Source organism: Acidimicrobiia bacterium, assembly GCA_040880805.1.
Classification (GTDB): domain Bacteria; phylum Actinomycetota; class Acidimicrobiia; order IMCC26256; family DASPTH01; genus DASPTH01.
In genome coordinates this window covers 35429-57526 of record JBBDHW010000067.1, presented here as the reverse complement: position 1 = coordinate 57526, position 22098 = coordinate 35429, and the positions used below count along the sequence as shown (strand labels likewise).

Below are 22098 nucleotides of genomic sequence, written 5' to 3'. Positions count from 1 at the left end.
CGAGGCCGCGTTGCCCTCGAACAAGCGCGCGTCAATTGAAGGACACGCCACTAGCGGTCATGCAACTCGTCGCGCGTCCAGGTGCGCCCCTCGCGGCCGCTGCCGCTCGCGGTTCGCTCCGACAGGTCGACGAGGGCACGGCGGGACTCGGCAACGCGATCGGCGTCCGCAAAGGCCTCGAGGTAGGAGCGGATCAAGGCATTCACCGACGTGCCTTGCTGCATCGCGCGCAGACGCGCACGCTGCAAGACGTCGGTGCTGATGGTTACCGTGAGGTTGGCCATTTGGATCAGTGTAGCACGGGTTCTGTGCTACACAGGAGGCAGGGCGCACAAGGACCCGTAGGGGCGCGAACCCGAGAGACGGAGCGACGTTCTCGGAAACGTGGCATCAGGCCCTGCTTACATCTCCAAGACGGTGCGGATGCCGCGGCCGGCTTCCATGTCGGCGAAGGCTTCGTTGATCTCGTCGAGGGGGCGGCGGTGGGTGATGAGTCCCTCGAGGTCGAGCTGACCCGCGCGCCACAGGTCGACCATGCGAGGCACGTCGCGTAGCGAGTTGCAGCTCCCGAGGAAGCAGCCCTTGAGCTGCTTCTCCTCGATGCCGAACAGCACGGCTGGTGCGATTGTGATCGCCTGGTCGGCGGTGGGCGCGCCGACGAGCACCGTCATGCCGCCCGGACGCGTCGCGGCGATGCCGACCTGCGCGAGCGCGGCGAGGCCCGCGCACTCGAACGCGTAGTCGGGGCCGACGTCGGTGATCGAGCGTGCGACGGTCGCGACGTCGTCGCTGCCGGGATCGATCACGTCGGTGGCGCCGAGCTTCAGTGCGGCTTCGCGCCTCGCGGGGATCGGATCGCTGGCGATGATGCGCGACGCGCCGGCAACCCGTGCGCCCTGAACCACCGACTGCCCGATGCCACCGAGGCCGAGCACGAGCACAGTCGCGCCGGACTCGACCTGCGCGGTGTTGAGCACGGCGCCGACGCCGGTCTGTACCGCGCAGCCGATGACGCACACGATATCCAGGGGCGTATCGTCGGGCACGCGGATCGCACCGGTCTCGGTGGTGAGTACGTACTCGGCGAACCCACCGACGCCGAGGCCGCGGTAGACCAAGTCGCCACCACGTGACAGCCCGGTCGAGCCGTCGGCGAAGGTGTTGGTGAGGACGTCTCGGTTGTTCACGCAGAGGCCGGCATCGCCGCGCACGCAGAAGTAGCACCGACCGCACGGCGCGATCGGCGTGAGCACGACCGAATCGCCGGGAGCAAGCATGGTGACGCCCTCCCCCACGGCGTCGACCACACCGGCGGCCTCGTGACCGAGCACGATCGGTGTTGCCATCGCGCCGTGCGCAACCGTGAGATCAGAGTGGCAGATGCCGCAGTTCGACACCTTGACGCGTACGTACCCGGGACCGGGGTCGTCGATCTTGACGCTGTCGTCGATCACGAACGGTTGGTTCGCCGCTTCGAGCAGGGCTGCGCGCATGAGCGTTCCCTTTCTCCGGGATCAGGTCAGACGTTGGCGGTCGCGGGCCAGAGCCGGCGGATGTCGCCGTCGGGATCCTCGATGACCTTGCACTGGTCGGCGAGCTCCATCACCAGGCGGTGCTCGACGTCGTAGCGCGGCCACTCGGGCAACGCGCTCGTGTTGGGGTCACCATTTCGGGCGAACGCGACCCAGGCATCCTGGATCGCGTGCGCGAGCTGCAGGGGCGGACCTTCCTCGCGCGTCATACCACCGAGGTTGCCGCCGCCCGTGAACAGGAACGGGATCTCGATCGCGTGGCAGGCACCGAGTTGGCCATCCATCACGGGCGACGGCCACGAGAACCTGGCCATCCACACTTCAGAACTGCGCACCAGTCGTGCCTCGGCCAGCCCGAAGTCGGGCATGTGGAAGCGGGCGTCGGTGAGGTACGAGAGCCACAGCTCCGCGGGCGGCGCGCCGGGCTCGGCGGCGCGGTACGCGGCGGCGGCGGCGGAACCGTCGGCGAACGCGTGACCGAGGCGGCCGGCAAGCTCGTCGTCGGTGGCGGGCATCTCGCCGAGCGCGCGGCCGTTCGCGGCGAAGAGCCGCATCTCGTCGCGCGTGTGGGAGATCAGGATCGGAACGTCGGCGCAATGGCCGACGGCAACCGCGTCGATGATGTGATCCGCGAGCACGACGCCGTCCTGCACGGGCGAGAACGAGAACGCAGCCTGTGCCTCGATCACTCGGTCGACCGGAACGGCCTGGAGCTCCTCGGCGCTCGTGACGCCGAGCTGGTCCATGAGCGCGATGGTCTGGGCGACGGCCTGGTCGACGTCCCGCAGGTTGAACCCCGCGCCGCTCTGCGCGATCGCGCGATGAAGGAGCCCACGCGCATCCGGCACGGTGAGCAGGCACCCGACGCTGTGACCGCCAGACGACTCGCCGAAGATCGTGACGTTGTTCGCGTTGCCGCCGAACGCGGCGATGTTGTCGCGCACCCAGCGCAGTGCGGCGATCTGGTCGAGCAGCGCGGCGTTACCCGAGCCCGCGAAGCGCGCGTCTAGATAATCGAGATAGGAGAACCCCAGCGCGCCGAGCCGGTAGTTGACGGTAACGATGACCACGTCACCGCGACGGGAAAGCTCGGCGGCGTCGAAGAGGCAGCCCGATCCGATGTTGAACGCGCCGCCGTGGATCCACACCATGACCGGATGACGCGCGGCACTCACACTGGGCGTGAAGACATTCAGCGTGAGGCAGTCTTCGGCGACCGGGACGTCGACAACGCGGCGGAACGGTGTGGGTTCGAGCGACTGCGGCGCGCGGGCACCCCACTCGGTGGCATCACGCACACCGCTCCACGGCTCGGCCGGCTGCGGCGGCCGGAAACGGCGCTCCCCTATGGGAGGCGCCGCGAACGGGATGCCGCGGAACTGGGCGACGCCGCCGGACTCGAGGCCCTGCAGCTCGCCGTGATCGAGCGTGACGTTCACGTGCGTGCCCGCTCGGGCGGACGCACCACCTGCCCGGGCCGGGCGTCGCCGTTCACACGCCGGCCGTCGACCTGCACCGGTGTGCCGTTCACGATGACGTGCCGCATCCCCGTGGGCTGATCGGCGGTGAGACGCTCGGCATTGGCCGGGAAGTCGCGCACGCGACGGAGCGGGCCGGGCGCGACGGTGTCGGCATCGAACACGACGACGTCGCCCCACGCCCCCTCGCGCAGGTAGCCGCGGTCGGTGAGGCCGAGGAAGTCGGCCTGGGTACCGGTGAGCTTGCGCACCGCGGTCTCGATCGGCATGAGGTTGCGGTCGCGCACCCAGTTGCCGAGAAAGTCGGTGGGCTCGGGCGCGTCGCACAGCTGGCCCACGTGCGCGCCGGCATCGGAAAGGCCGAGCGTGCAGTGCTCGTCGACGAGCAACTTCGCCACTTCGTCGTTGTCGTCGTTGAGGATTACCGTGCGCACGCGCAGCTCGAGGTCAGGTTCTTCGAGCGCGAGATCGAGCATGGCGTCGAACGGCTTCTGGCCCCGGTCGGCCGCGATATCGGTCATCGTGCGCTCGAGCAGCTCCGGATGCTTGCTGCTCTCCACGATCGTGTACTTGTTCCAGTCGGGAATCCCGAATCCGACACCGCCTTCCCAAGGGGCTTGCGCCCGGGCACGCCACTCGGGATCCTCGAACGCCCGGCGGCGGTCGTCGAGCGAACCGGCCATCAGCGCGGCGAACTCGGGGTTCATGTTGAGGATGAACGGCGACGCGAGCGTCATCGCGAACATCAGCGGTCGCGGGCTGACCTGCGGCCATACCTGCGCGCCGCGCGCCCAGCCTTCGTTGTTCACGTCGACGCTGCGCCGGTGCCCGCCGGTGGAACTGGTGAGCAACGCGCCGTACGTGAACGGCACGCCGGTGCGGAGCTGGAGGTCGTAGAGATCGTCGATGTGGCACTGGTCACCCGGCGCGATCGAGAAGACCCCGCGACCCACCTCGCTCAATGCGTCGAGCAGCGCGTCGAGCTCCTTGCGCTCGGCAAAACGGCTCGGTACCGGCAAGCCGTCGACGCCGCGGTGCGTCATCGCGAAGCTCGTCGCGAAACCCGCCGCGCCCGCCCTCATCGATTCGCGCAAGACCGACTGCATCTGCGCGATCTCGTCGTCGGTAGCAGCGCGCTCGTAGGCGGCGTCGCCCATGACGAACAAGCGGAGCGCCGTGTGCCCGATGTACGCGGCGAAGTTCATCGCGGTGCCGCGCCGTTCGACCGACGCGAGGTACTCGGGGAAGGTGGAGAAGTCCCACGGGATGCCCGCGCCGAGCGTCTCGACGTCCATGTCTTCCACGTTCTCGAGCGTGCGCGCGATGACGTCGTGGTGCTCGGGGCGTGTGGGCGCGATCGAGAAGCCGCAGTTGCCCGCGACGACGGTGGTGACACCGTGGAAGCACGACGGCGTGAGTGCGGGATCCCAGAACACCTGCGCGTCGTAGTGCGTGTGGATGTCGATGAAGCCGGGCGCGACCACATGATCGCCGGCGTCGAGCACAGCGAAGCCGTCGAGGTTGGGTCCGATGGCGACGACCTTGCCGTCGCTGATCGCAACGTCGGCGCGCACACCGGGCGCACCGGTGCCGTCGACAACGGTGCCGCCCTTGATGACCAGATCGGCGCTCATGGTGCCTCCATGTTCGGTGTCAGTCGACGGCCTCGCGCAGATCTTCCCACTGCCAGGGCGCGCCGTCGACCAGGAGCTCGGGATCCCCAGTGAGCAAGACGGCGTCGTGTGCGATCGCGGTCGCCGCGGCGAAGGCGTCCGCGAACGCGATCGGGTAGTCGGACTTGATCCGCGCTGCCGCGACGACCCGCTCTGGGGTGACATCGTCGAACTCGACGGCGTGTCGAAGGTCGCGCAGCGTGTCGTGAGCGGCCCGGTCGCCGTTCCTGCGACGAACGATGTAGAAGACCTCGCCGGCATTCAGCCAGCTCATCACCGGCCGCTCGCGATCCAGCGTGGCCGCCACCCGAAGGGCCGGCGGCGTGTTCTCGGCGTTCAAGAGCTCAACGACCGCCCACGAATCGAGGCACTTGCCGGCCATCAGCCCTCGCGCACACGATCGAGCGCGCGCTCGCGCTCGAGCTCCGCAGTGAGGTCCTGCCCCGCGAACCGGCCGAGCAAGGGCGGGGGACGGACCGTCGCGAGCGCGAGGTGGTCGTCCTCCTGCCAGAAGTCGACCTCATCTCCGGGCTCGATGCCGAGCTTGTCTCTGAGCGCCTTCGGGATGACGACCTGGCCCTTCCGACCGACCACGTGAGTCATACCTGTGAGTATAACTCGACGATCAGTGTGGTCTCCCGCCCGCGAGGAGGTCCAGCGCGTGCGGAACAGCGGGGAGGATCACCTCGAGGCACTCGAGCGCGCCGTTGCTCGAACCGGGCAGGTTGCACACGAGGGCCTGGCCCACGGTGCCGCAGAGCCCTCGGCCGAGCATGCCGAACGGTTTGCCGGGCGTGTCGCTGGCACGGCGCATCGCCTCCGCCATGCCCGGCGCCTCACGGTGGATCACCATGCGCGTGCCTTCGGGCGTGAGGTCGCGGGGACCGAACCCGGTGCCACCCGTGGTGACGACCAGACCGGCGAACCCGCCGGTGAGATCGCGCAGCGCGCCCGCGACCTCGTCGATCCCGTCCTGGGTGACCGCGTGGTCGAGGACCTCGAACCCCGCTTCCACGAGGCGAGCCACGACCTTCGGCCCTGCGTTGTCGGTGCGCGTGCCGGCGACGACGCCGTCGGACACGACGAGCACCTTGGCACTCGGCAGCGGCGCACTCATCGCGGTGCGGCCGCCTCGGCCGCGGCTCGGATCGCGCGCGCAGCCGCGAGCGGGTCGGGCGCGCCGAACACCGCGCTGCCGGCCACGAAGATGTCGACACCGGCCTCCGCGGCGGCGGGCGCGGTGCTCACGTTGATGCCGCCGTCGATCTCGATCTCGACGTCGAGACCGCGCACCTCGATCTCCTTGCGCACGACCCGGACCTTGTCGAGCACCTCGGGGATGAAGCCCTGTCCGCCCCAGCCCGGATGCACGCTCATGACCAGCAGGAGATCGATGTCGTCGAGGTACGGGAGAACCGTGTCGACGGGCGTCTCGGGATTGAGGACGAGCCCGACGCCCACGTTGCGTTCGCGCAGCTCGTCGAAGAGGGGACGCGGGTCACCGAGCTCGACGTGCACGATGCAACGGTCGGCGCCCGCCTCGGCGAAGGCCTCGAGGAGCACCTGCGGGTTGTCGACCATCAGGTGACAGTCGAGGAACAGCTCGGTGTGCTTCCGCAGCGCGCTCACGACAACGGGGCCGATCGTGAGGTTGGGCACGAAGTGGCCGTCCATCACGTCGACGTGGAGCAGGTCGGCCGCCTCCTTCACCCGATCCACCTCGGCTGCGAGCTCGGCGAAGTCGGCTGAGAGGATCGACGGCGCAAGCTTCACGGGATCACGGTACCCCGCGCATCCGAGCGAGGAGCGCGTCGACAACGGAACCCTTGCCGTCGACGTACGCCATGCGGTCGTCCGGAAAGCGGGCGAAGAGGTCCCGCTTGGCCTGCGCATAGTCCGCGGCAGCGGTGGGATCGGCTCGGAGGAAGTCGCGGAACGCGAGCCAGCTCGTGATCTCCGCCGAGTCGAGGGTCACGACGTGGAGGTGATGCGTGCGCTTGCCGCCTGCGACCTTGCGCAAGAACAGGTGCTCGGCGACTCCCTCGAAGAACCCGCGGTAGTCGTAGCCGAGCGCGTACAGGGAGTCCAGCTCGCCGAGGACGTCGTCGAGCGAACGGACCGCGCCGGCGATGTCGATCGTGGGCTTGGATGGCATGCCGGGAACGGCCGTGCTGCCGATGTGCTCGATGCGGACGAAGACGTGTGGGAGGTGCTCGTCGAGCAGCACGCGCTCGGCGTGGAACATCGTGGGCCATTCGGCCCGGTACTCGACGACCTCGACGCTCCCGTCGGTGGGCCGTGCCGGCCGCGCGTCGTCCATCATCGAAGCTGGATCACGTTGCCGCTCACCAGGTGAGCGGCGTCGGAGCAGAGGTACACAATCACTTCCGCGACCTCGTCGGGTGTCGCGACGCGCGGAACCTCGTCACGTACCGCGTCGGTGACCCAACCGGTGTCGGTGACCGGTGGGTACACGACATTGGCGGTGATGCCGTACTCACTCAGCTCGGTCGCGGCGGCGAGTGTGTAGCGCTCGAGCGCGCCCTTCGCCGCGCCGTACGAGACTTCCTCGGGAAACCCGTGCGGGCCTCCGGAGGTGAGTCCGACGATGCGGCCCCACGTCGCGCCCCGTTCCACGTGGCGGCGCGCGAACTCCGCGATCAGGAGCGCGCTCGCGCGCGCGTCGACTCCGAGGTTGCGATCGACGGTCTCGGCGGTGACGGGTCGCAACGGCCGTCCGAACCGATCGCTGGATATGGGTTTGAAGGTGTCCTGCACCCAACCAGTTGCGTTGTTCACCAGGATGTCGACCGGACCGAGCTCGTGCTCCGCCAGGTCGAAGAGTCGTGCCGGCGTCGCGTCGTCGAGCAGATCGGCCTCGATCGCGAACCCAGCGACGCGGGCCTCCACGGCGTCGGGCGCGGTGCCGATGCGCAGGTAGGCGGACAACACGCGGATCCCACGCGCGGCCAGCGCGCTCGCGGTGGCCGCGCCGATGCCGTGATTGGCACCGGTGACGATCGCGACGTGCGGTGAATCGTCGATGCCGGTGACGCTATTCGTGACGCCGGAGCGACAGCACGAACATTCCGTCGGTGCCTGCCGCCTGCGGGAGGAGGAGCGCACCGCGACCGAGCGGTTTCCAGGGCGTGCCGGGACGCGGGAGCGCGTCGAAGCCGTCGAGGTGCTGCGTGGCCCACTCGTCGATGTCGACGGTCTCGGCGCGGGTCAGCGTACAGACCGAGTAGACGAGCACACCGCCGGAACGGACCAGCTCGGCCGCGGGAGCGAGCAGCTCACGTTGCAGTGCAGCCAGGCCGCCGATCGACGATTCGGTGACGCGCCAGCGGGCGTCGGGGCGGCGGCGCAGCACGCCGAGTCCGCTGCACGGCGCGTCGAGCAGCACGCGGTCGAAGCTCGCCGGACGGAGCGGCAGTGCCCGCCCGTCGGCGACGACCGCGTGCACGGTGCCGAGACCGAGCCGGGCCGACGCCTCGCGCACCAGGCGGAGCCGGCCGGCGTCGACGTCGAGGGCGACGACCGCGCCGTCGGCGCCGACCCGCTCGGCGATGGCGGTGGCCTTCCCTCCGGGCGCGGCGGCGACGTCGGCGATGCGCTCCCCCGCTCGGGGATCCAGCACCCCGACGACTGCCTGGCTCGCCTGGTCTTGCGGGGTGGCCCGGCCGTCGCGTACCGCGGGGAGGGCGGCAGGATCACCGATGCCGCGCACGCCGAGCGCATCGGGACCGAGCGCGCCCCGCTCGACCTGCGCCCCGGCATCGCGAAGCCCTGCCTCGAGCGCATCGGCGGTCGCGCGGAGCGGATTCCGACGCAGTGTCGTCGCAGCCGGTTCGTTCATGGCGACGAGCGCCGCGCGCGCGTCCTCGTCGCCCAGATCGCGCTGGAGGCAATCGACGAGCCAGTCGGGATACGAAAGCGCGACACCCTCGCTCGTGGGTTCGGGCCACGGCGGACCGAGCCGTGTCAACGCGCGCAGCACCGCGTTCACGAACCCGCGTGCGCGTGGTGAGCGCGCCGCGAGCGCGTCGACCGTCTCCGACACCGCCGCGTGGCGCGGCACGTCGTGCAGCAGTTGATACGCGCCGAGCCGCAGCGCAGCACGAACCGGAGGGTCGAGCCGGTGAAGGGGCCGCTTCGCCGCTCGCGTGACCAGATCGTCGAGACGGCGCTCCGAACGCACGGTGCCGTACACGAGATCGGTCGCGAACGCGCGGTCGCGGTCGCGCAGTTGCGAACCGCGCAGCATCGCAGGTACCAGGACCTGCGCGTATGCGCCGTCCTCGATACGCACGAGCGCGTCGAGCGCGAGGAGACGCGACGAAGTCACGAGCCGAAGCGGACCGGCGTACCGTGACGGCCGCGCGTCCACGCGTCGCCCGACATTCGGGCGCGACCCTCGGGCTGCACTTCGAGGAGCTCGAGCGAGCCGTCGGCGCCGACACGCGCACGCCACACCTTGAGGCGACGGCCGTCGATCGTGGTCCATGCGCCGGGGCGCGGGTTCCCGGCTCGCACGACGCGAACGAGCTCCGCCGGTGGGCGTGAGAAGTCGAGCTCGAATTCTTCGACGGTCAGCTTGTCGGCCGAGGTGGGCTCGCCGGCTTGCGGCTCCGGCGTGATCGTCGCGAGCTTCGGCAGCGTGTCGACGAGGAGGTCGGTACCGAGCGCGACGAGACGCTCACGCAGCTCGCCCGCGGTCTCGTCGTCGCCGATGGGAGTGGCAGTGCGCGCGAACACGGCCCCGGTGTCGAGCCCCTTCTCGATCGCCATGATGCAGACGCCGGTTTCGGCGTCCCCGGCGAGGATCGCCCGCTCGACCGGCGCCGCGCCGCGCCATCGGGGCAGCAGCGAGAAGTGGACGTTCACGAACCCGAGCGGCACCCCGGCGAACAGCGGTTCGGGGAGGAGCTGGCCGAACGCGACCACGACCCCTACGTCGGCGCCGCTCGCGGCAACCTCGTCGGTGACCTCGCGGGCCCGCTCGGGTGTGCGGACCGGGAGACCGAGCTCTGAGGCCGCGGCCTTCACCGGGCTGGGATCGGCGCGGCCGCGGCGGCCGCGCCGCCGGTCGGGCTGGGTGACGACGAGCGCGATGTCGTAGCCGGCGTCGTGCAGCGCGCGCAGCGCGGGTACGGCGTCGGCGGGGGTTCCGAAGAACACGAGGCGCACGCGGCGCCGCCAGTTCCGATTACAGGCCCGGCTCGCCGGCGGGAGGCGCGGCCGCGAGCTGGCGGGTCCGCAGCTCGGCCAGCGCGGCACGGCGAACGTCGGGCTCGAGCCGGTCGAGGAGCAGCACACCGTCGAGGTGGTCGATCTCGTGCTGGATCATGCGCGCGAGCAGGTCGTCACCCTCGAGCACGACCTCCTTGCCGTCGAGGTCGACACCGCGCATGGTGACCCGCTCGGCGCGGATGATCTCGAAGCGGAAGCCGGGCAACGAGAGGCAGCCCTCCTCCGATTCGATCTCCCCCGCAGTCTCGACGATTACGGGGTTGATCACCACGCCGGGACCGTCGCCCTCGTGGAGGTCGTACGTGAAGAGACGCTTGCGCACGCCAACCTGCGGAGCCGCGAGGCCGACCCCTTCGGCGAGCTCCATCGTCTCGTACATGCCGTACACGAGCGGGGCGAGATCGGGAGTGATCTCTTCGACCTCGCGCGCGGGCTGTTTCAGCACGGGATCGCCGAACAGCCGCAGCACGTAACTCGACATGAACCCCAGGTTATCCGTGGCCCTCGGCGAAGCCCGGGTCGTCGAGTCCGATGACCCACGCGGAGACGAGCCAGACACCGTCCTGCTTGACGAGGTCGAAGAGGTATCGGCCCGACGTGACCAGTTCGGTTGGTCCGTCCGGGCCGGTGGAGGTGAGCAGCAGGTACGAGCGCGCCTTCGCGGTTGTGGCGGTGAGCTCGTCAACCACGATGCTGGTCATGTTGTGCCGGCGCTGCACGTTGTCCGCTTGGAACCCGGCGACGCGCGCGCCGAGAAGGTTGCCGATCGCGTCCCTACCGGTCGTACCACCCAACTCGTTGCCCTCGAGGCTTACGGTGACGGTGGCGTCCGGTGTGAACTTCTCGAGCCACTGGTCGATGCGGAACTCGTCGTAGTCGTACCCGTACGACGCGATCACCTCGGTGATCGCGATCCGATCCTCGATCGCGGTCAGCCGGTCGTCGAACTCAGCCATACGGGCGCGGAGACTACGCCCGGCGCGGATCGACGTCGACCCGCAGACGGCCGAGCGCGTGTGCGGTCTCGATGTTCATGAGCGCATCACACAGTTCGTCGACGGTGGTGCAGCGGACGAGCGCCCGCTTGCCGTTGTCGACGGGTCCGAGCACCGTGACCGTGTCGACGCCACGGAGCGCGTCGCACGCGGCAATCACCGCGACCGCCTCGCCACTCAGTTCCGCGGCGCCACCAAAAGGTGGCCAACCCAGTGCGCGGCGGCGGGCGCGTTCGGCATCGGCGACGACGAGTGGCTCGCCGTCGCGGGCCGCGACCACCACCTCGTGCTTCGGCATCCTGGTCTGGAGCAACAGCACGCCACCCGCCTCCCGCGGGCCGAGCAGACGGGCGCCGCGAACCAGGAGCCACAGCGCCTGCTCAGCGGCGCGTGCGCGCGGCGCGAGGAGCTCCTGGTCGAGCTCGAGGAACGCGACCAGTCCCACCGGGCGGCCCGGTGGTGCTCGGTGCAACACGGCTTCGGTACCGATCAGCACGTCGGCGTCGAGAACTTCGGTTGTCGTCGCGTCGACCGCCGCGACCGAGGCTCGCGGCAGCAGCGCGGCGAGGTCGTCTCGCACGCGCGCAACACCGGGTCGCACGGCCCGGAACCGCGAGCCGTGACAGTGGAGACAGACCACTGGGCGCACGGTGTCGCAACGCGAGCAAATAAGGCCGTCGGCGCGTTCTTGCACGGTGGCGCCGCACAGTTCGCAGCGCGCCAGCTCCCCGCAGTCCCGGCACGCGAGCAGCCGCGCGCGACCACGTCGGTTCAGCACGCAGACCGATCGTCCGCCGGAGTCACGAACACGTCGAAGCTCGTCGGCCAGCACGCTGGCAAGGAGGGCTTGGCCGGGCGCTTCGTCGCGGGTGTCGACGACCGTCACGCGCGGCCAGCGCGGGCGGACTCGCTGCTCCGGCTCACCGAGCGCGACCAGCGCGTCGACCGTCGGCGCCGGTGTGACCATGTGCACGCGCGCGCCCGCACGCCGCGACCGCTCGACCGCCACCTCGCGTGCGTTCCATGTGGGTGCGCGCTCGTCTTCGAGGGACTCGTCGGCTTCGTCGACGACGATCACCGCTTCGAGGTCGGGCATCGGGGCCCACGCGGCGGTGCGGCCGCCGACTGCGACACACGCACCTGCTCGGGCGCGGTCCCACGCTGCGCTCAGCTCCGCGGGGCTCCGATCGGAGCGGAGCTCGATGACCTCCCGGCCGTGGTCGGTGAGCTCGGCGGCCAGCCGCGCCGAGCGCGCCGGATCGGGGTCGAGCACGAGGGTCGAACCTTCCGATGCCACGAGCGAGTGCACGACGGCGTTCGCGTCGTCGGCAGGCGCGAGCACGACGAGCGCGCCATGAGTATGAGAAGCCGGCGGGTACATCGCTGTCTCGAGCTCGGGTTCGACGTCGGCAGGGACTGTGTTGGGAGGTGACGCGGCGCGCAAGAACCTGGCGAGCGGTCCGGCCCACCGCCACGCGGCCCACCGGCACAGGTCGACAACGTCCGGGGGTGGTCCGGCGGACACGACCGCGAGCACCTCGCGCAGCCGCGCACCCTCGACCTCGGGCGCGACGACGCCGGCGTCGAGCACCCACCCGCGCACACGGCGGCCGTGCAACTGGACGCGCACGATCGTCCCGACGTGGACGCCGCGAGCGAGCGCGTCGGGAAGCGCGTAGTCGAACGCGCGGTGGATTGCCGGGACGTCGGGCTGGACGCGGCAGACGCGTGTGTTCAGCTTACGCGAGCGCCTTCGCGGCCGCGGCAAGCTCGTCGGCGTCGTCGGTGCGCTCCCACGTGAAGTCGCGCTCGGACCGTCCGAAGTGCCCGTAGGCCGCGGTGTTGCGAAAAATGGGCCTGCGCAGGTCGAGGCGCTCGATGATCGCGGCCGGACGCAGGTCGAAGTGCTCCCGCAGCAGCGCCGGGAGCTTCTGCGGGTCGATTTCCGACGTTCCGAACGTCTCGACCATCATCGACACCGGATGCGAGATGCCGATCGCGTACGCGACCTGCACCTCACACCGTGTAGCGATACCCGCGGCGACAACGTTCTTCGCAACGTTGCGCGCCGCGTACGCCGCCGAGCGGTCGACCTTGGTGGGGTCTTTCCCGCTGAACGCGCCGCCGCCATGACGGGCCATGCCGCCATAGGTGTCGACGATGATCTTCCGCCCCGTGAGCCCGCAGTCGGCGTGCGGGCCACCGAGCTCGAACGCGCCCGTTGGGTTCACGAGCACTTCGAAGTCGTCGTCGACGAACTGTTCCGGCAAGGTGGGCCTGATGACGTGCTCGAGCAGGTCGGCCTTCATCGCGCCGTCGATGTCGATGCCGGGCGCGTGCTGGCTCGAGATCAGCACCGTGGACAGCGCCTTCGGGACCCCGTCCGCGTACACGACGCTCACCTGCGTCTTGCCGTCTGGGCGCAGATAGTCGAGGGTGCCGTCCTTGCGCACGTCGGTGAGCCGCTTGGCCAGCCGGTGCGCAAGCCAGATCGGCATCGGCATGAGGTCGGGCGTGTCGTCGCACGCGTAGCCGAACATCATCCCTTGGTCGCCCGCGCCGACTTCGTCGAACCGGTCGCTGACGCCGTCGCGAACCTCCTTCGACTTGTCGACGCCCTGCGCGATGTCGGGTGACTGCTCGTCGATCGACGTGATCACCGCGCAGGTCTTGGAGTCGAAGCCAAACGACGCGTCGCTATATCCGATGCTGTGCACAGTGTCGCGCACGACGCGCTGGAAGTCGACATAGGCACGGGTAGAGATCTCCCCCGCGACGACGACAAGCCCCGTGGTGCACAGCGACTCGCAGGCCACCCGGCTCTGCGGGTCCTGCTCGAAGATCGCGTCGAGGACCGCGTCGCTGATCTGATCGCACATCTTGTCGGGGTGGCCCTCGGTGACCGACTCCGACGTGAACGTGAAGGAACTCATGGGGCGTCTTTCTTCGCGAGGAGGTCACGCACCCTATCGAGGATCACTCCGGCAAGGTCGATCTTCGATTGCAGTGGCAGCGGCTCGACGCCACCCTGAGTGTCGAGGATGACGGCGCGGTTGGTGTCGACTTCGAAGCCGGCGTCAGGTTCGGCCACGTTGTTGCCGACGATGAGGTCGAGGTTCTTCGACTCGAGCTTCCGTGCCGCGTTGGCCACGAGGTCGCTGGTTTCCGCCGCGAAGCCGACCAGCACCTGGCCCGGGCGCTTCGCGCGGCCGAGGTCGACGGAAAAATCGTGCGTAGGTTCGAGGACGATGTCGGGAACGCCTTCGTCCTTCTTGAGTTTGTGATCGGGCGGCTCCTTCGGGCGGAAGTCGGCCACCGCAGCGGCCTGGACGATGACGTCCATGTCGGCCGCGCGTGAAAGCACCGCTTCCTGCATCTCGGCGGCCGTCTGCACGCTGACGATCTCCACTGCGGGCGGCGCGGGCCGCCCGATTGTGGTGACGAGCGTGACGGCGGCGCCGCGGCGCGCCGCGACCTCGGCGACCGCGTAGCCCTGCTTCCCGGACGAGCGGTTCGTGATCACGCGCACGGCGTCGATCGGCTCGCGCGTGCCACCCGCGGTGACCAGCACGCGCACGCCGACGAAATCGCCGGATTTCCGTTCAGGCACGGAGCCGGATCCCGCGAGGACGTTGGCGGCCGCCGCGACGATGGTCTCGGGCTCAGCGAGCCGGCCCTCCCCCGTGTCACCACCGGCGAGCCGCCCGCTCTCGGGGCCGACGACATGCACTCCCCGGCGGCGCAATGTGGCGACGTTCTCCTGCACCGCGGGGTGCTCCCACATCTCGGTATGCATGGCCGGCGCGACGAGGACCGGCGCACGGGTGGCGAGGAGCGTGGCGGTGAGCAGGTCGTCGGAGATCCCGGCCGCGTACTTGCCGAGCAGCTTCGCGGTGGCGGGTACGACCACGATGAGATCGGCGGTCTGACCGAGGTGGGTATGCGGGATGGGCTCCGGCGCGTCGAAGAGCGACGTGCGCGCCGGTTCGGACGCGAGCGCGGTGAACGTGAGCGCGCCGACGAAGCGCAAGGAATCCTCGGTGAGCACCGGCATGACGTACGCGCCCGCGTCCACGAGCTGGCGGCACACCTCGACGGCCTTGTACACGGCGATGCCACCGCTCACACCGAGCACGACGCGCCGGCCGTGCAGTGCGGTCATCGAAGGCTCAGGCCTCGGCGGGCTCGACCGGCTCGCCGGCCTCGTGCGGCCCGTCGGTTTCGGCGGCCTCTGACTCCTCGCCCTCTTCGGGCAGCGGCACAGACTCGATCTTGCCGGCCTCGATCTCTTCGAGCGAGATCGACAGCGGCTTGCGCGACACGGAATTCACCTGCGGCGGAACAATCTTGCCGAGACCCTCACCGAGCTGGTTGTAGTAGTCGTTGATCTCGCGGGCACGCATCGCAGAGAGCGTGACGAGCGTGAACTTGGAGTCGACCCGCTCGAGCAGGCTCTCCATGCGGGGGGTCATGAGCGTGGTACGTCGCTCGGCCATGTGTGTAGCTCCGGTTTCGAGGAAAGGCGAGGCGAGTGGTCAGCCCGTTGCCCGATGGGAGTTCAGGATACCAGCCACCTCGGAAACGGCTGTATCCACGTCGTCGTTGACCACGACGGCGTCGAACGCGTAGGCCTTGGCCTCTTCGGCCTCGGCGGCGGCGAGCCTGCGTTCGATCTCGGCGGGATCGTCGACCCCACGTGCGATCAGGCGGCGGTGCTGCTCCTCCCGAGACGGCGGCTTCACGAACACGAGCAGCGCGTCGGGAAAGGCCCTCTTCACCGCCAACGCGCCCTGGACGTCGATCTCCAGCACCACGTCCTGGCCGGCGGCCAGATGCTCCTCGAAGGGCGCTCGCTCCGTGCCGTACGAGTGACCGAACACCTCGAAGTCCTCGAGGAGCCCGCCTCGGCTGCGGAGCACGTCGAACTCCTTGCGGGTGACGAAGTGGTAATCGACGCCATCGACCTCGCCCGCCCTCGGTGCCCGCGTCGTCGTGGAAACGGAAAGCCAGATCGACGGGTCGCGTTCCAGCAGCTTGCGGACAACCGTTCCCTTGCCGACCCCCGACGGGCCGACGATCACCAGGAGGACGCCCAGGTCAGGCCCCGCGCACGATCTTCGGGTGGCACAGCAGGCCCACGCGCTGGTTGCGGCCCAGCCCGCGCAGACGACGGCTCTCGCTGATGTCGAGCTCGTCCATGATCCGGCGCGCCTGCACTTTGCCGACGCCCGGGAGCGACTCCAGCACACTCACGACTTTGAGCTTCGCGAGCGCATCGTCGCGCGTGCCCTGGTCGAAGAGGTCTTCGAGGCCGAGCGAACCCTGCTTCAGCTTCGCCTTCACCTCCGCTCGTTGGCGACGGGCTTCCGCCGCTTTCTGAAGCGCAGCATGACGCTGCTCGGGGGTGAGCGCAGGGGGCAACGGCATTCTGCGACCTCCGGGACGACAGCGGCGCTCAGTATACGCAGACCACTTTGTCGTGCAACTCGTCAACCCGATGCGCGGGCGAGCGCGGCAGCGACATCGCGCGTAGTCTCTTGCGCCGCCAGTTCGGGGTCGTCCGCCGTAGCGACCGCACGGCCGAGGATGATCCAGTCGGCGCCGCGACCGATCGCGTCTCCGGGCGTATCGACGCGCGCCTGATCGTGTGGGTCGCGACCCGGGAGCCGGATGCCGGGCACCATCGTGCGTAAGTTGCGCGTACGCGCCAGCGGAATGTCGGGGCCGGCGCACACGACACCGTCGCACCCTGCGTTCGCGGCGATCTGCATGCGCGGTTCGAGCGCGGCGACATTCGTGTCGCTCGTGAGCACAGTGACCGCGAGTGCGATCGGTTGCGTGTGCCCCGCTTCGCGCGCGCCGTCGCGCAAGCCGGCCACTCCGGCGCGCAGCATGGTCTCGCCACCGGCCGCGTGGAAGTTCAGGAAGTCGACGCCGTGCCGGCCGAGCGCGCGCGCTCCCCGTTCGACGGTGGTCGGGATGTCGTGAAGCTTCAGATCGGCGAACACCCGCAAGCCCGCGTGCTGCAAGGCTTCGAAGGCTTCGGGCCCGGCGGCGCCATAGAGCTCGTAGCCCACCTTCACGATCCCGAACCACGGCGCCATCCGCTCGGCGTACGCGAGCGCGGCGTCGAGACGTTCGATGTCGAGCACGAGTACGAGATGATCACGCGGGTTCGTTGTCATCGTTTCTCCGTCATACCTGCATCGCACCGATCAGATCGCTCACGCGCGCGACGTTGTGGCGCGCGCACCAGTCGGCGAGCTCGTCGAGCACCCGGTAGGGCGCGCGCGGGTCGAGGAAGCTTGCGGTTCCGACGCCCACTGCAGTCGCGCCTGCGAGCAGCATCTCGACCGCGTCAACACCGGACTGCACGCCCCCGGTGCCGATCACAGGAACGCGCGGCAACGCGCGCGTGACGTCGTGCACAGCTCGGAGCGCGATCGGCTTGATCGCGGGTCCCGAAAGTCCCCCACCTCCGCCACCGAGCACCGGCTGGCGTGTCTCCGCGTCGACGAGCAGACCCATGAGCGTGTTCACAAGCGTCAACCCGGTTGCGCCGGCTTCGACCGCCGCGTGAGCGATCACCCTGAGATCCGTCACATTCGGGGACAACTTTGCGAACACCGGCAACCCGAGCCCCACATCGACAACGGCGCGAACTGCACTCGCAGTGGCATCCGGATCGTGGGCGAACATCTCGGAGCGCTGGTGCAGGTTCGGGCAGCTCACGTTCACCTCGACCGCGACCAGGTCGTCGCGAGCGGGCCGGAGCAGTTCTGTGGCGCACCCGAACTCCTCGACCGTCTGCCCCCAGATCGACGCGATGACGCGCGCACCCTCGGCTCGGAGCGCAGGAAGGTCGTGCTCGATCCACGCGGTGGCACCCGGGCCTTGCAGGCCGACCGCGTTGAGCATCCCCGCCGCGGTCATGTGCAGGCGCGGCGCCGGCTTCCCCGGCCACGGTATCGACGTCACCGACTTGGCGGTGATCGCACCCAGCCGGCTCGCGTCGCCCTGCTTCGCGACCTCGGCGCCGTGCCCGTAGGTCCCCGACGCGGTGACGATCGGGTTCGGCAGCTCGAGCGACCCGAGCCGGACGCTCATCTCCACCGAACCTGCGTCACGAGACCTCGCTGTACGAGGTGTCTTGACGCCGGTTCGTTGCCGGTTGCGCCGCATCACATCTCCAGACGGAGCTGGCCGTCTTCGTAGTACTCCTGCAGGGAACGGACCTCGGGTTCGCCGCGGGACCATTCGGCGATGCCGGCCGACGCGGCGAGGGCGGCCGACACGGTGGTGACGCAGGGGATGCCGCGGGCGGTGGCAGTGCGGCGGATATGCGCGCCGTCGGCGCGCGGCCCGCGGCCGCGGGGCGTGTTCACGACCAGATCGATCTTGCCCGACGAGAGCAGCTCCACTGCGTCGAGGCCGGTACCGCCGCCATCTCCAATGGAGTTGGCTTCCGTGAGCTTGCCGATCACCGCCTCGGCAATGAGGCCCTCCACCTCGAGTGCGGTGGCGGTACCGGCGGTAGCGACGATCCCGAACCCGAGCTCGGCGAAACGCCGTGCCACCACCATCCCCGCGGGCTTGTCCCGGTCGGCGAGCGAGAACAACACCGTCCCCGAGCGCGGCAGGCGGTTCCGCGCCGCGATCTGGCTCTTCGCGAACGCGAGCCCGAACAACCGGTCGATGCCCATCACCTCGCCGGTGGAGCGCATCTCCGGCCCCAGCACCGTGTCGACGTCGGGGAAGCGATCGAAGGGAAGCACCGCCTCCTTCACCGCGATGTGGCCGCCCCCGGCGGGCGGGCGCAGCAGCCCCTCGTCGCGCAGCTCGGCGAGTGACGCGCCGAGCATGACGCGCGCGGCCGCCTTGGCGAGTGGCACACCGGTGGCCTTGCTCACGAACGGGACCGTGCGACTCGCGCGCGGGTTGGCCTCGATCACCAAGACCTGGCCGTCTTTCACCGCGTACTGCACGTTCAGGAGCCCGCGAACGTCGAGCGCGTCGGCCAGCGCGCGCGTGTTCGCCTCGATGGTGGCGACGGTCGCGGCGTCGAGAGTCTGCGGAGGGATCGCGCATGCCGAGTCGCCGGAGTGAACCCCCGCCGCCTCGATGTGCTCCATCACGCCGCCGATCACGATGTCGCCGCCGGCGTCGCGCAGCGCGTCGACGTCGACCTCGATGGCGTCCTCGAGGAAGCGGTCGATCAGCACCGGACGCTCGGCCGACAACCCGCCTTCACGGCCGAGGGAACCCTCGGTTGCCATCTCGGCCATTGCAGCGTCGAGGCCGTCGACGTCGAACACGATCTGCATCGCACGCCCACCGAGCACGTAGGACGGTCGGACGAGCACGGGGAAGCCCAGGCGGTCGGCAATCGCGCGGGCCTCCGCGGGCGTCGTTGCCGTCCCGCCGGGCGGCTGCGCGATACCCAGGTCTTCGCAGAACTTCTGGAAGCGCTCGCGGTCTTCGGCAAGGTCGATCGAGTCGGGGCTGGTGCCGAGCACGGGGATCCCGGCTGCTTCGAGCGTGCGCGCGAGCTTGAGCGGCGTCTGCCCGCCGAGCGCGACGACCACACCCGCAAGATCGCCACGCTCTTGCAAGCGGCGACACACCGCGAGCACGTCTTCGGGGGTGAGGGGCTCGAAGAAGAGCCGATCGCTGGTGTCGTAGTCGGTGGAGACCGTCTCGGGATTGCAGTTGACCATGACGGTCTCGTAGCCGGCGTCGGACAGCGCGAACGCGGCGTGTACGCAGCAGTAGTCGAACTCCACGCCCTGGCCGATGCGGTTCGGCCCGCTCCCGAGGATGAGCACCGCGGGCCGTTCGAGCGGCGCAACCTCGTCTTCGTCCTCGTAGGTGCCGTAATGGTACGGCGTGCGCGCCGCGAACTCCGCCGCGCACGTGTCGACGGTCTTGTAGGTGACCTGCACGCCGGCGGCGGTGCGCGCCGCGAAGACATGCTCCTCCGGAACCTCCCAGACATGCGCCAACTGAGCATCCGAAAACCCGAGACGTTTGACCCGCCGCCAATCCGCGCGTTTCAGATCATCGGGCACACGATCGACCAGCCACGCACGCGTCTCGCACAGAAGGAGAAGTTGGTCGAGGAACCACGGATCGATGTCGGTGGCGGCGTGGAGTCGCTCCACCGGGACACCACGGCGGAGCGCGGCCTCGAGCAGGAACGGCCGTTCGGGAGTGGGCACCGCAACGAGTCGTACGAGTTCGTCGGCGTCGTGGGCGTCGTATTCGCGCTCCGTCGGATCGGCGTTGAGGCCCGCTCGCCCCGTCTCCAACGAGCGCAACGCCTTCTGGAACGACTCGGGGAACGTGCGCCCGATCGCCATCACCTCGCCGACCGACTGCATCATCGTGCCGAGCACTCCGGTTGAACCAGGAAGCTTCTCGAACGCCCAGCGCGGCACCTTGGTGACGACGTAGTCGATCGTGGGCTCGAACGACGCGGGGGTCTCCCCGGTGATGTCGTTCATGATCTCGTCGAGCTTGTACCCGACCGCGAGCCGTGCCGCGATCTTGGCGATCGGGAAACCCGTGGCCTTGCTGGCGAGCGCGCTGCTGCGCGACACGCGCGGATTTATCTCGATAACCACCATGTCGCCGTTCGCCGGGTTCAGCGCGAACTGGATGTTCGAGCCGCCGGTGTCGACGCCGATCCGGCGAATGCACGCGAACGCGGCATCGCGCATGCGTTGGTACTCGACGTCGGTAAGTGTCTGCGCGGGCGCGACGGTGATCGAGTCGCCGGTGTGCACGCCCATCGCGTCGAAGTTCTCGATCGAGCAGACGACGACGACGTTGTCGACGTGGTCGCGCATCACCTCGAGCTCGAACTCCTTCCAGCCCGCGACCGACTCCTCGATGAGTATCTCCGACACCGGGCTCGTCGCGAGTCCGTGCTCCGCGACGCGGCGCATCGCGTCGCCGTTCGACGCGATGCCGGTGCCGCCACCGCCGAGGATGAACGACGGGCGCACGATGAGCGGGTAACCGATCTGCTCGGCGATCGTCATCGCGTCCTCGAGCGTGTACGCGAAGCCCGAGCGCGGCACCGCGAGCCCGATCTCTTCCATCGCCGCCTTGAACTCGTGGCGATTCTCCGCGGTACGGATCGCCTGCACACTTGCGCCGATGAGCTCGACGCCGAAGCGTTCGAGCACGCCCGCCTCGTGCAGCTCGATCGCGAGGTTCAGCGCGGTCTGCCCGCCGACTGTGGGCAGCAGCGCGTCGGGCCGTTCCCGCTCGATGATGCGGGTGACGCTCGCGAGATCGAGGGGTTCGACGTAGGTGGCGTCGGCAAACTCGGGGTCGGTCATGATCGTCGCCGGGTTCGAGTTGACGAGCACGACGCGGTAACCCTCGGCCCGCAGCACGCGACATGCCTGCGTGCCCGAGTAGTCGAACTCGCACGCCTGCCCGATGACGATCGGGCCACTGCCGATGATGAGGATGGAATGGAGGTCGGTGCGCTTCGGCACTGCCTACCCGGCGTCCGTCATCAACGACGTGAACTCGTCGAACAGGTAGCGCGCGTCGTGCGGTCCGGGCCCGGCTTCGGGGTGGTACTGCACGGAGTACGCGGGCGCGTCGAGCACGCGCATGCCCTCGACCACGCCGTCGTTCAGGTTCACGTGCGTGAGCTCGACCACACCCGCGAGGGAGTCGGCGTCGACCGCGTAGTTGTGGTTCTGGCTCGTGATCTCGACGCGGCCACTGGCAACGTGTCGGACCGGGTGGTTGGCGCCGTGATGGCCGAACTGCAGCTTGTAGGTGTGGCCGCCGAGCGCGAGGCCGAGGATGTGGTGGCCCATGCAGATGCCGAAGACGGGGACCTCCCCCACCAGGCTGCGTACCGCCGCGACCGCTCCCACGAGCGGCGGGGGAGCGGCGGGTCCGTTCCAGACAAACACCCCGGCGGGCGCGCGGGCGAGCACGTCGGCTGCGGGAGTGCTGGCGGGCACCACCTCGACGTGACATCCCACGCCGACGAGGTGGCGCAGGATCGTGCGCTTGATCCCGAAGTCGTACGCGACCACGCGGAACGGGGCGGCATCGTCGCCTTCGGTGTAGGGCTCCGAGGCGGTAACCGTCGCCACGAGGTCGACGCCATCGGTGGAGCGCGCGGTTGCGGCGGCGG

At 69.5% G+C, this 22098-nt stretch carries 24 protein-coding genes; all 24 read right to left on the bottom strand.

Features of this window, described 5'->3' with window-relative positions; translation table 11 throughout:
• Nucleotides 1-50: 50 nt before the first annotated feature.
• Entirely contained in the window at nt 51-284 is a 234-nt protein-coding gene (locus WD271_17405) for a hypothetical protein (protein ID MEX1009598.1), read from the bottom strand.
• Nucleotides 285-401: 117 nt separating this feature from the next.
• Complete coding sequence (locus WD271_17400) at nt 402-1493, bottom strand: Zn-dependent alcohol dehydrogenase (protein MEX1009597.1); 1092 nt, start codon at nt 1491-1493, stop codon at nt 402-404.
• A gap of 26 nt (nt 1494-1519) precedes the next feature.
• Nucleotides 1520-2971: a carboxylesterase family protein gene (locus WD271_17395; GenBank protein ID MEX1009596.1), complete on the bottom strand. Its 1452-nt coding sequence runs from the start codon at nt 2969-2971 to the stop codon at nt 1520-1522.
• Nucleotides 2968-4644 carry an amidohydrolase family protein gene (locus WD271_17390; GenBank protein ID MEX1009595.1) on the bottom strand — a complete coding sequence of 559 codons (1677 nt, stop codon included), beginning with the start codon at nt 4642-4644 and terminating at the stop codon, nt 2968-2970. Before WD271_17390 ends, WD271_17395 begins: the two co-directional genes overlap by 4 nt.
• A gap of 19 nt (nt 4645-4663) precedes the next feature.
• A complete protein-coding gene (locus WD271_17385) occupies nt 4664-5065 on the bottom strand; it encodes a PIN domain-containing protein (protein MEX1009594.1) in 402 nt (133 codons plus the stop codon).
• Nucleotides 5065-5286, bottom strand: a complete 222-nt coding sequence (locus WD271_17380; protein MEX1009593.1) for an AbrB/MazE/SpoVT family DNA-binding domain-containing protein — start codon at nt 5284-5286, stop codon at nt 5065-5067. Before WD271_17380 ends, WD271_17385 begins: the two co-directional genes overlap by 1 nt.
• Before the next feature lie 22 nt (nt 5287-5308).
• Nucleotides 5309-5800 carry a MogA/MoaB family molybdenum cofactor biosynthesis protein gene (locus tag WD271_17375; GenBank protein ID MEX1009592.1) on the bottom strand — a complete coding sequence of 164 codons (492 nt, stop codon included), beginning with the start codon at nt 5798-5800 and terminating at the stop codon, nt 5309-5311.
• Nucleotides 5797-6456, bottom strand: coding sequence for a ribulose-phosphate 3-epimerase (rpe, locus tag WD271_17370; protein MEX1009591.1), 660 nt, complete (start codon nt 6454-6456; stop codon nt 5797-5799). Before rpe ends, WD271_17375 begins: the two co-directional genes overlap by 4 nt.
• Before the next feature lie 4 nt (nt 6457-6460).
• On the bottom strand, nt 6461-7003 hold the full coding sequence (locus WD271_17365; GenBank protein ID MEX1009590.1) for a GrpB family protein: 543 nt from the start codon (nt 7001-7003) through the stop codon (nt 6461-6463).
• Nucleotides 7003-7704: an SDR family oxidoreductase gene (locus tag WD271_17360; protein MEX1009589.1), complete on the bottom strand. Its 702-nt coding sequence runs from the start codon at nt 7702-7704 to the stop codon at nt 7003-7005. The genes WD271_17365 and WD271_17360 overlap by 1 nt, the downstream gene beginning before the upstream one ends.
• Nucleotides 7705-7738: 34 nt before the next feature.
• Nucleotides 7739-9031 carry a 16S rRNA (cytosine(967)-C(5))-methyltransferase RsmB gene (gene rsmB / locus WD271_17355; protein MEX1009588.1) on the bottom strand — a complete coding sequence of 431 codons (1293 nt, stop codon included), beginning with the start codon at nt 9029-9031 and terminating at the stop codon, nt 7739-7741.
• Nucleotides 9028-9864 carry a methionyl-tRNA formyltransferase gene (gene fmt / locus WD271_17350; GenBank protein ID MEX1009587.1) on the bottom strand — a complete coding sequence of 279 codons (837 nt, stop codon included), beginning with the start codon at nt 9862-9864 and terminating at the stop codon, nt 9028-9030. Before fmt ends, rsmB begins: the two co-directional genes overlap by 4 nt.
• 28 nt (nt 9865-9892) lie before the next feature.
• Nucleotides 9893-10417, bottom strand: a complete 525-nt coding sequence (def, locus tag WD271_17345) for a peptide deformylase (GenBank protein ID MEX1009586.1) — start codon at nt 10415-10417, stop codon at nt 9893-9895.
• Nucleotides 10418-10427: 10 nt separating this feature from the next.
• Entirely contained in the window at nt 10428-10892 is a 465-nt protein-coding gene (locus WD271_17340; protein MEX1009585.1) for a nuclear transport factor 2 family protein, read from the bottom strand.
• 13 nt (nt 10893-10905) lie between these two features.
• Nucleotides 10906-12699, bottom strand: coding sequence for a hypothetical protein (locus WD271_17335; protein MEX1009584.1), 1794 nt, complete (start codon nt 12697-12699; stop codon nt 10906-10908).
• A complete protein-coding gene (gene metK, locus WD271_17330) occupies nt 12671-13864 on the bottom strand; it encodes a methionine adenosyltransferase (GenBank protein MEX1009583.1) in 1194 nt (397 codons plus the stop codon). Before metK ends, WD271_17335 begins: the two co-directional genes overlap by 29 nt.
• Entirely contained in the window at nt 13861-15093 is a 1233-nt protein-coding gene (coaBC, locus tag WD271_17325) for a bifunctional phosphopantothenoylcysteine decarboxylase/phosphopantothenate--cysteine ligase CoaBC (GenBank protein ID MEX1009582.1), read from the bottom strand. Before coaBC ends, metK begins: the two co-directional genes overlap by 4 nt.
• Nucleotides 15094-15100: 7 nt before the next feature.
• Nucleotides 15101-15427, bottom strand: a complete 327-nt coding sequence (rpoZ, locus tag WD271_17320; protein MEX1009581.1) for a DNA-directed RNA polymerase subunit omega — start codon at nt 15425-15427, stop codon at nt 15101-15103.
• A 39-nt stretch (nt 15428-15466) separates the two neighbouring features.
• Nucleotides 15467-16012, bottom strand: coding sequence for a guanylate kinase (gene gmk, locus WD271_17315; GenBank protein MEX1009580.1), 546 nt, complete (start codon nt 16010-16012; stop codon nt 15467-15469).
• A 16-nt stretch (nt 16013-16028) separates the two neighbouring features.
• Nucleotides 16029-16358, bottom strand: coding sequence for an integration host factor, actinobacterial type (gene mihF / locus WD271_17310; protein MEX1009579.1), 330 nt, complete (start codon nt 16356-16358; stop codon nt 16029-16031).
• A 62-nt stretch (nt 16359-16420) separates the two neighbouring features.
• Nucleotides 16421-17116 carry an orotidine-5'-phosphate decarboxylase gene (gene pyrF / locus WD271_17305; protein ID MEX1009578.1) on the bottom strand — a complete coding sequence of 232 codons (696 nt, stop codon included), beginning with the start codon at nt 17114-17116 and terminating at the stop codon, nt 16421-16423.
• A 10-nt stretch (nt 17117-17126) separates the two neighbouring features.
• The gene (locus WD271_17300; protein ID MEX1009577.1) at nt 17127-18038 is read right to left on the bottom strand and encodes a dihydroorotate dehydrogenase; all 912 of its coding nucleotides are present in this window, start codon (nt 18036-18038) and stop codon (nt 17127-17129) included.
• A gap of 74 nt (nt 18039-18112) precedes the next feature.
• Nucleotides 18113-21439 (bottom strand): carbamoyl-phosphate synthase large subunit, encoded by a 3327-nt coding sequence (carB, locus tag WD271_17295; GenBank protein ID MEX1009576.1) that lies wholly within the window; start codon nt 21437-21439, stop codon nt 18113-18115.
• Nucleotides 21440-21442: 3 nt separating this feature from the next.
• Nucleotides 21443-22098 (bottom strand): carbamoyl phosphate synthase small subunit (locus WD271_17290; protein ID MEX1009575.1); only part of this gene is annotated, 656 nt, incomplete at its 5' end.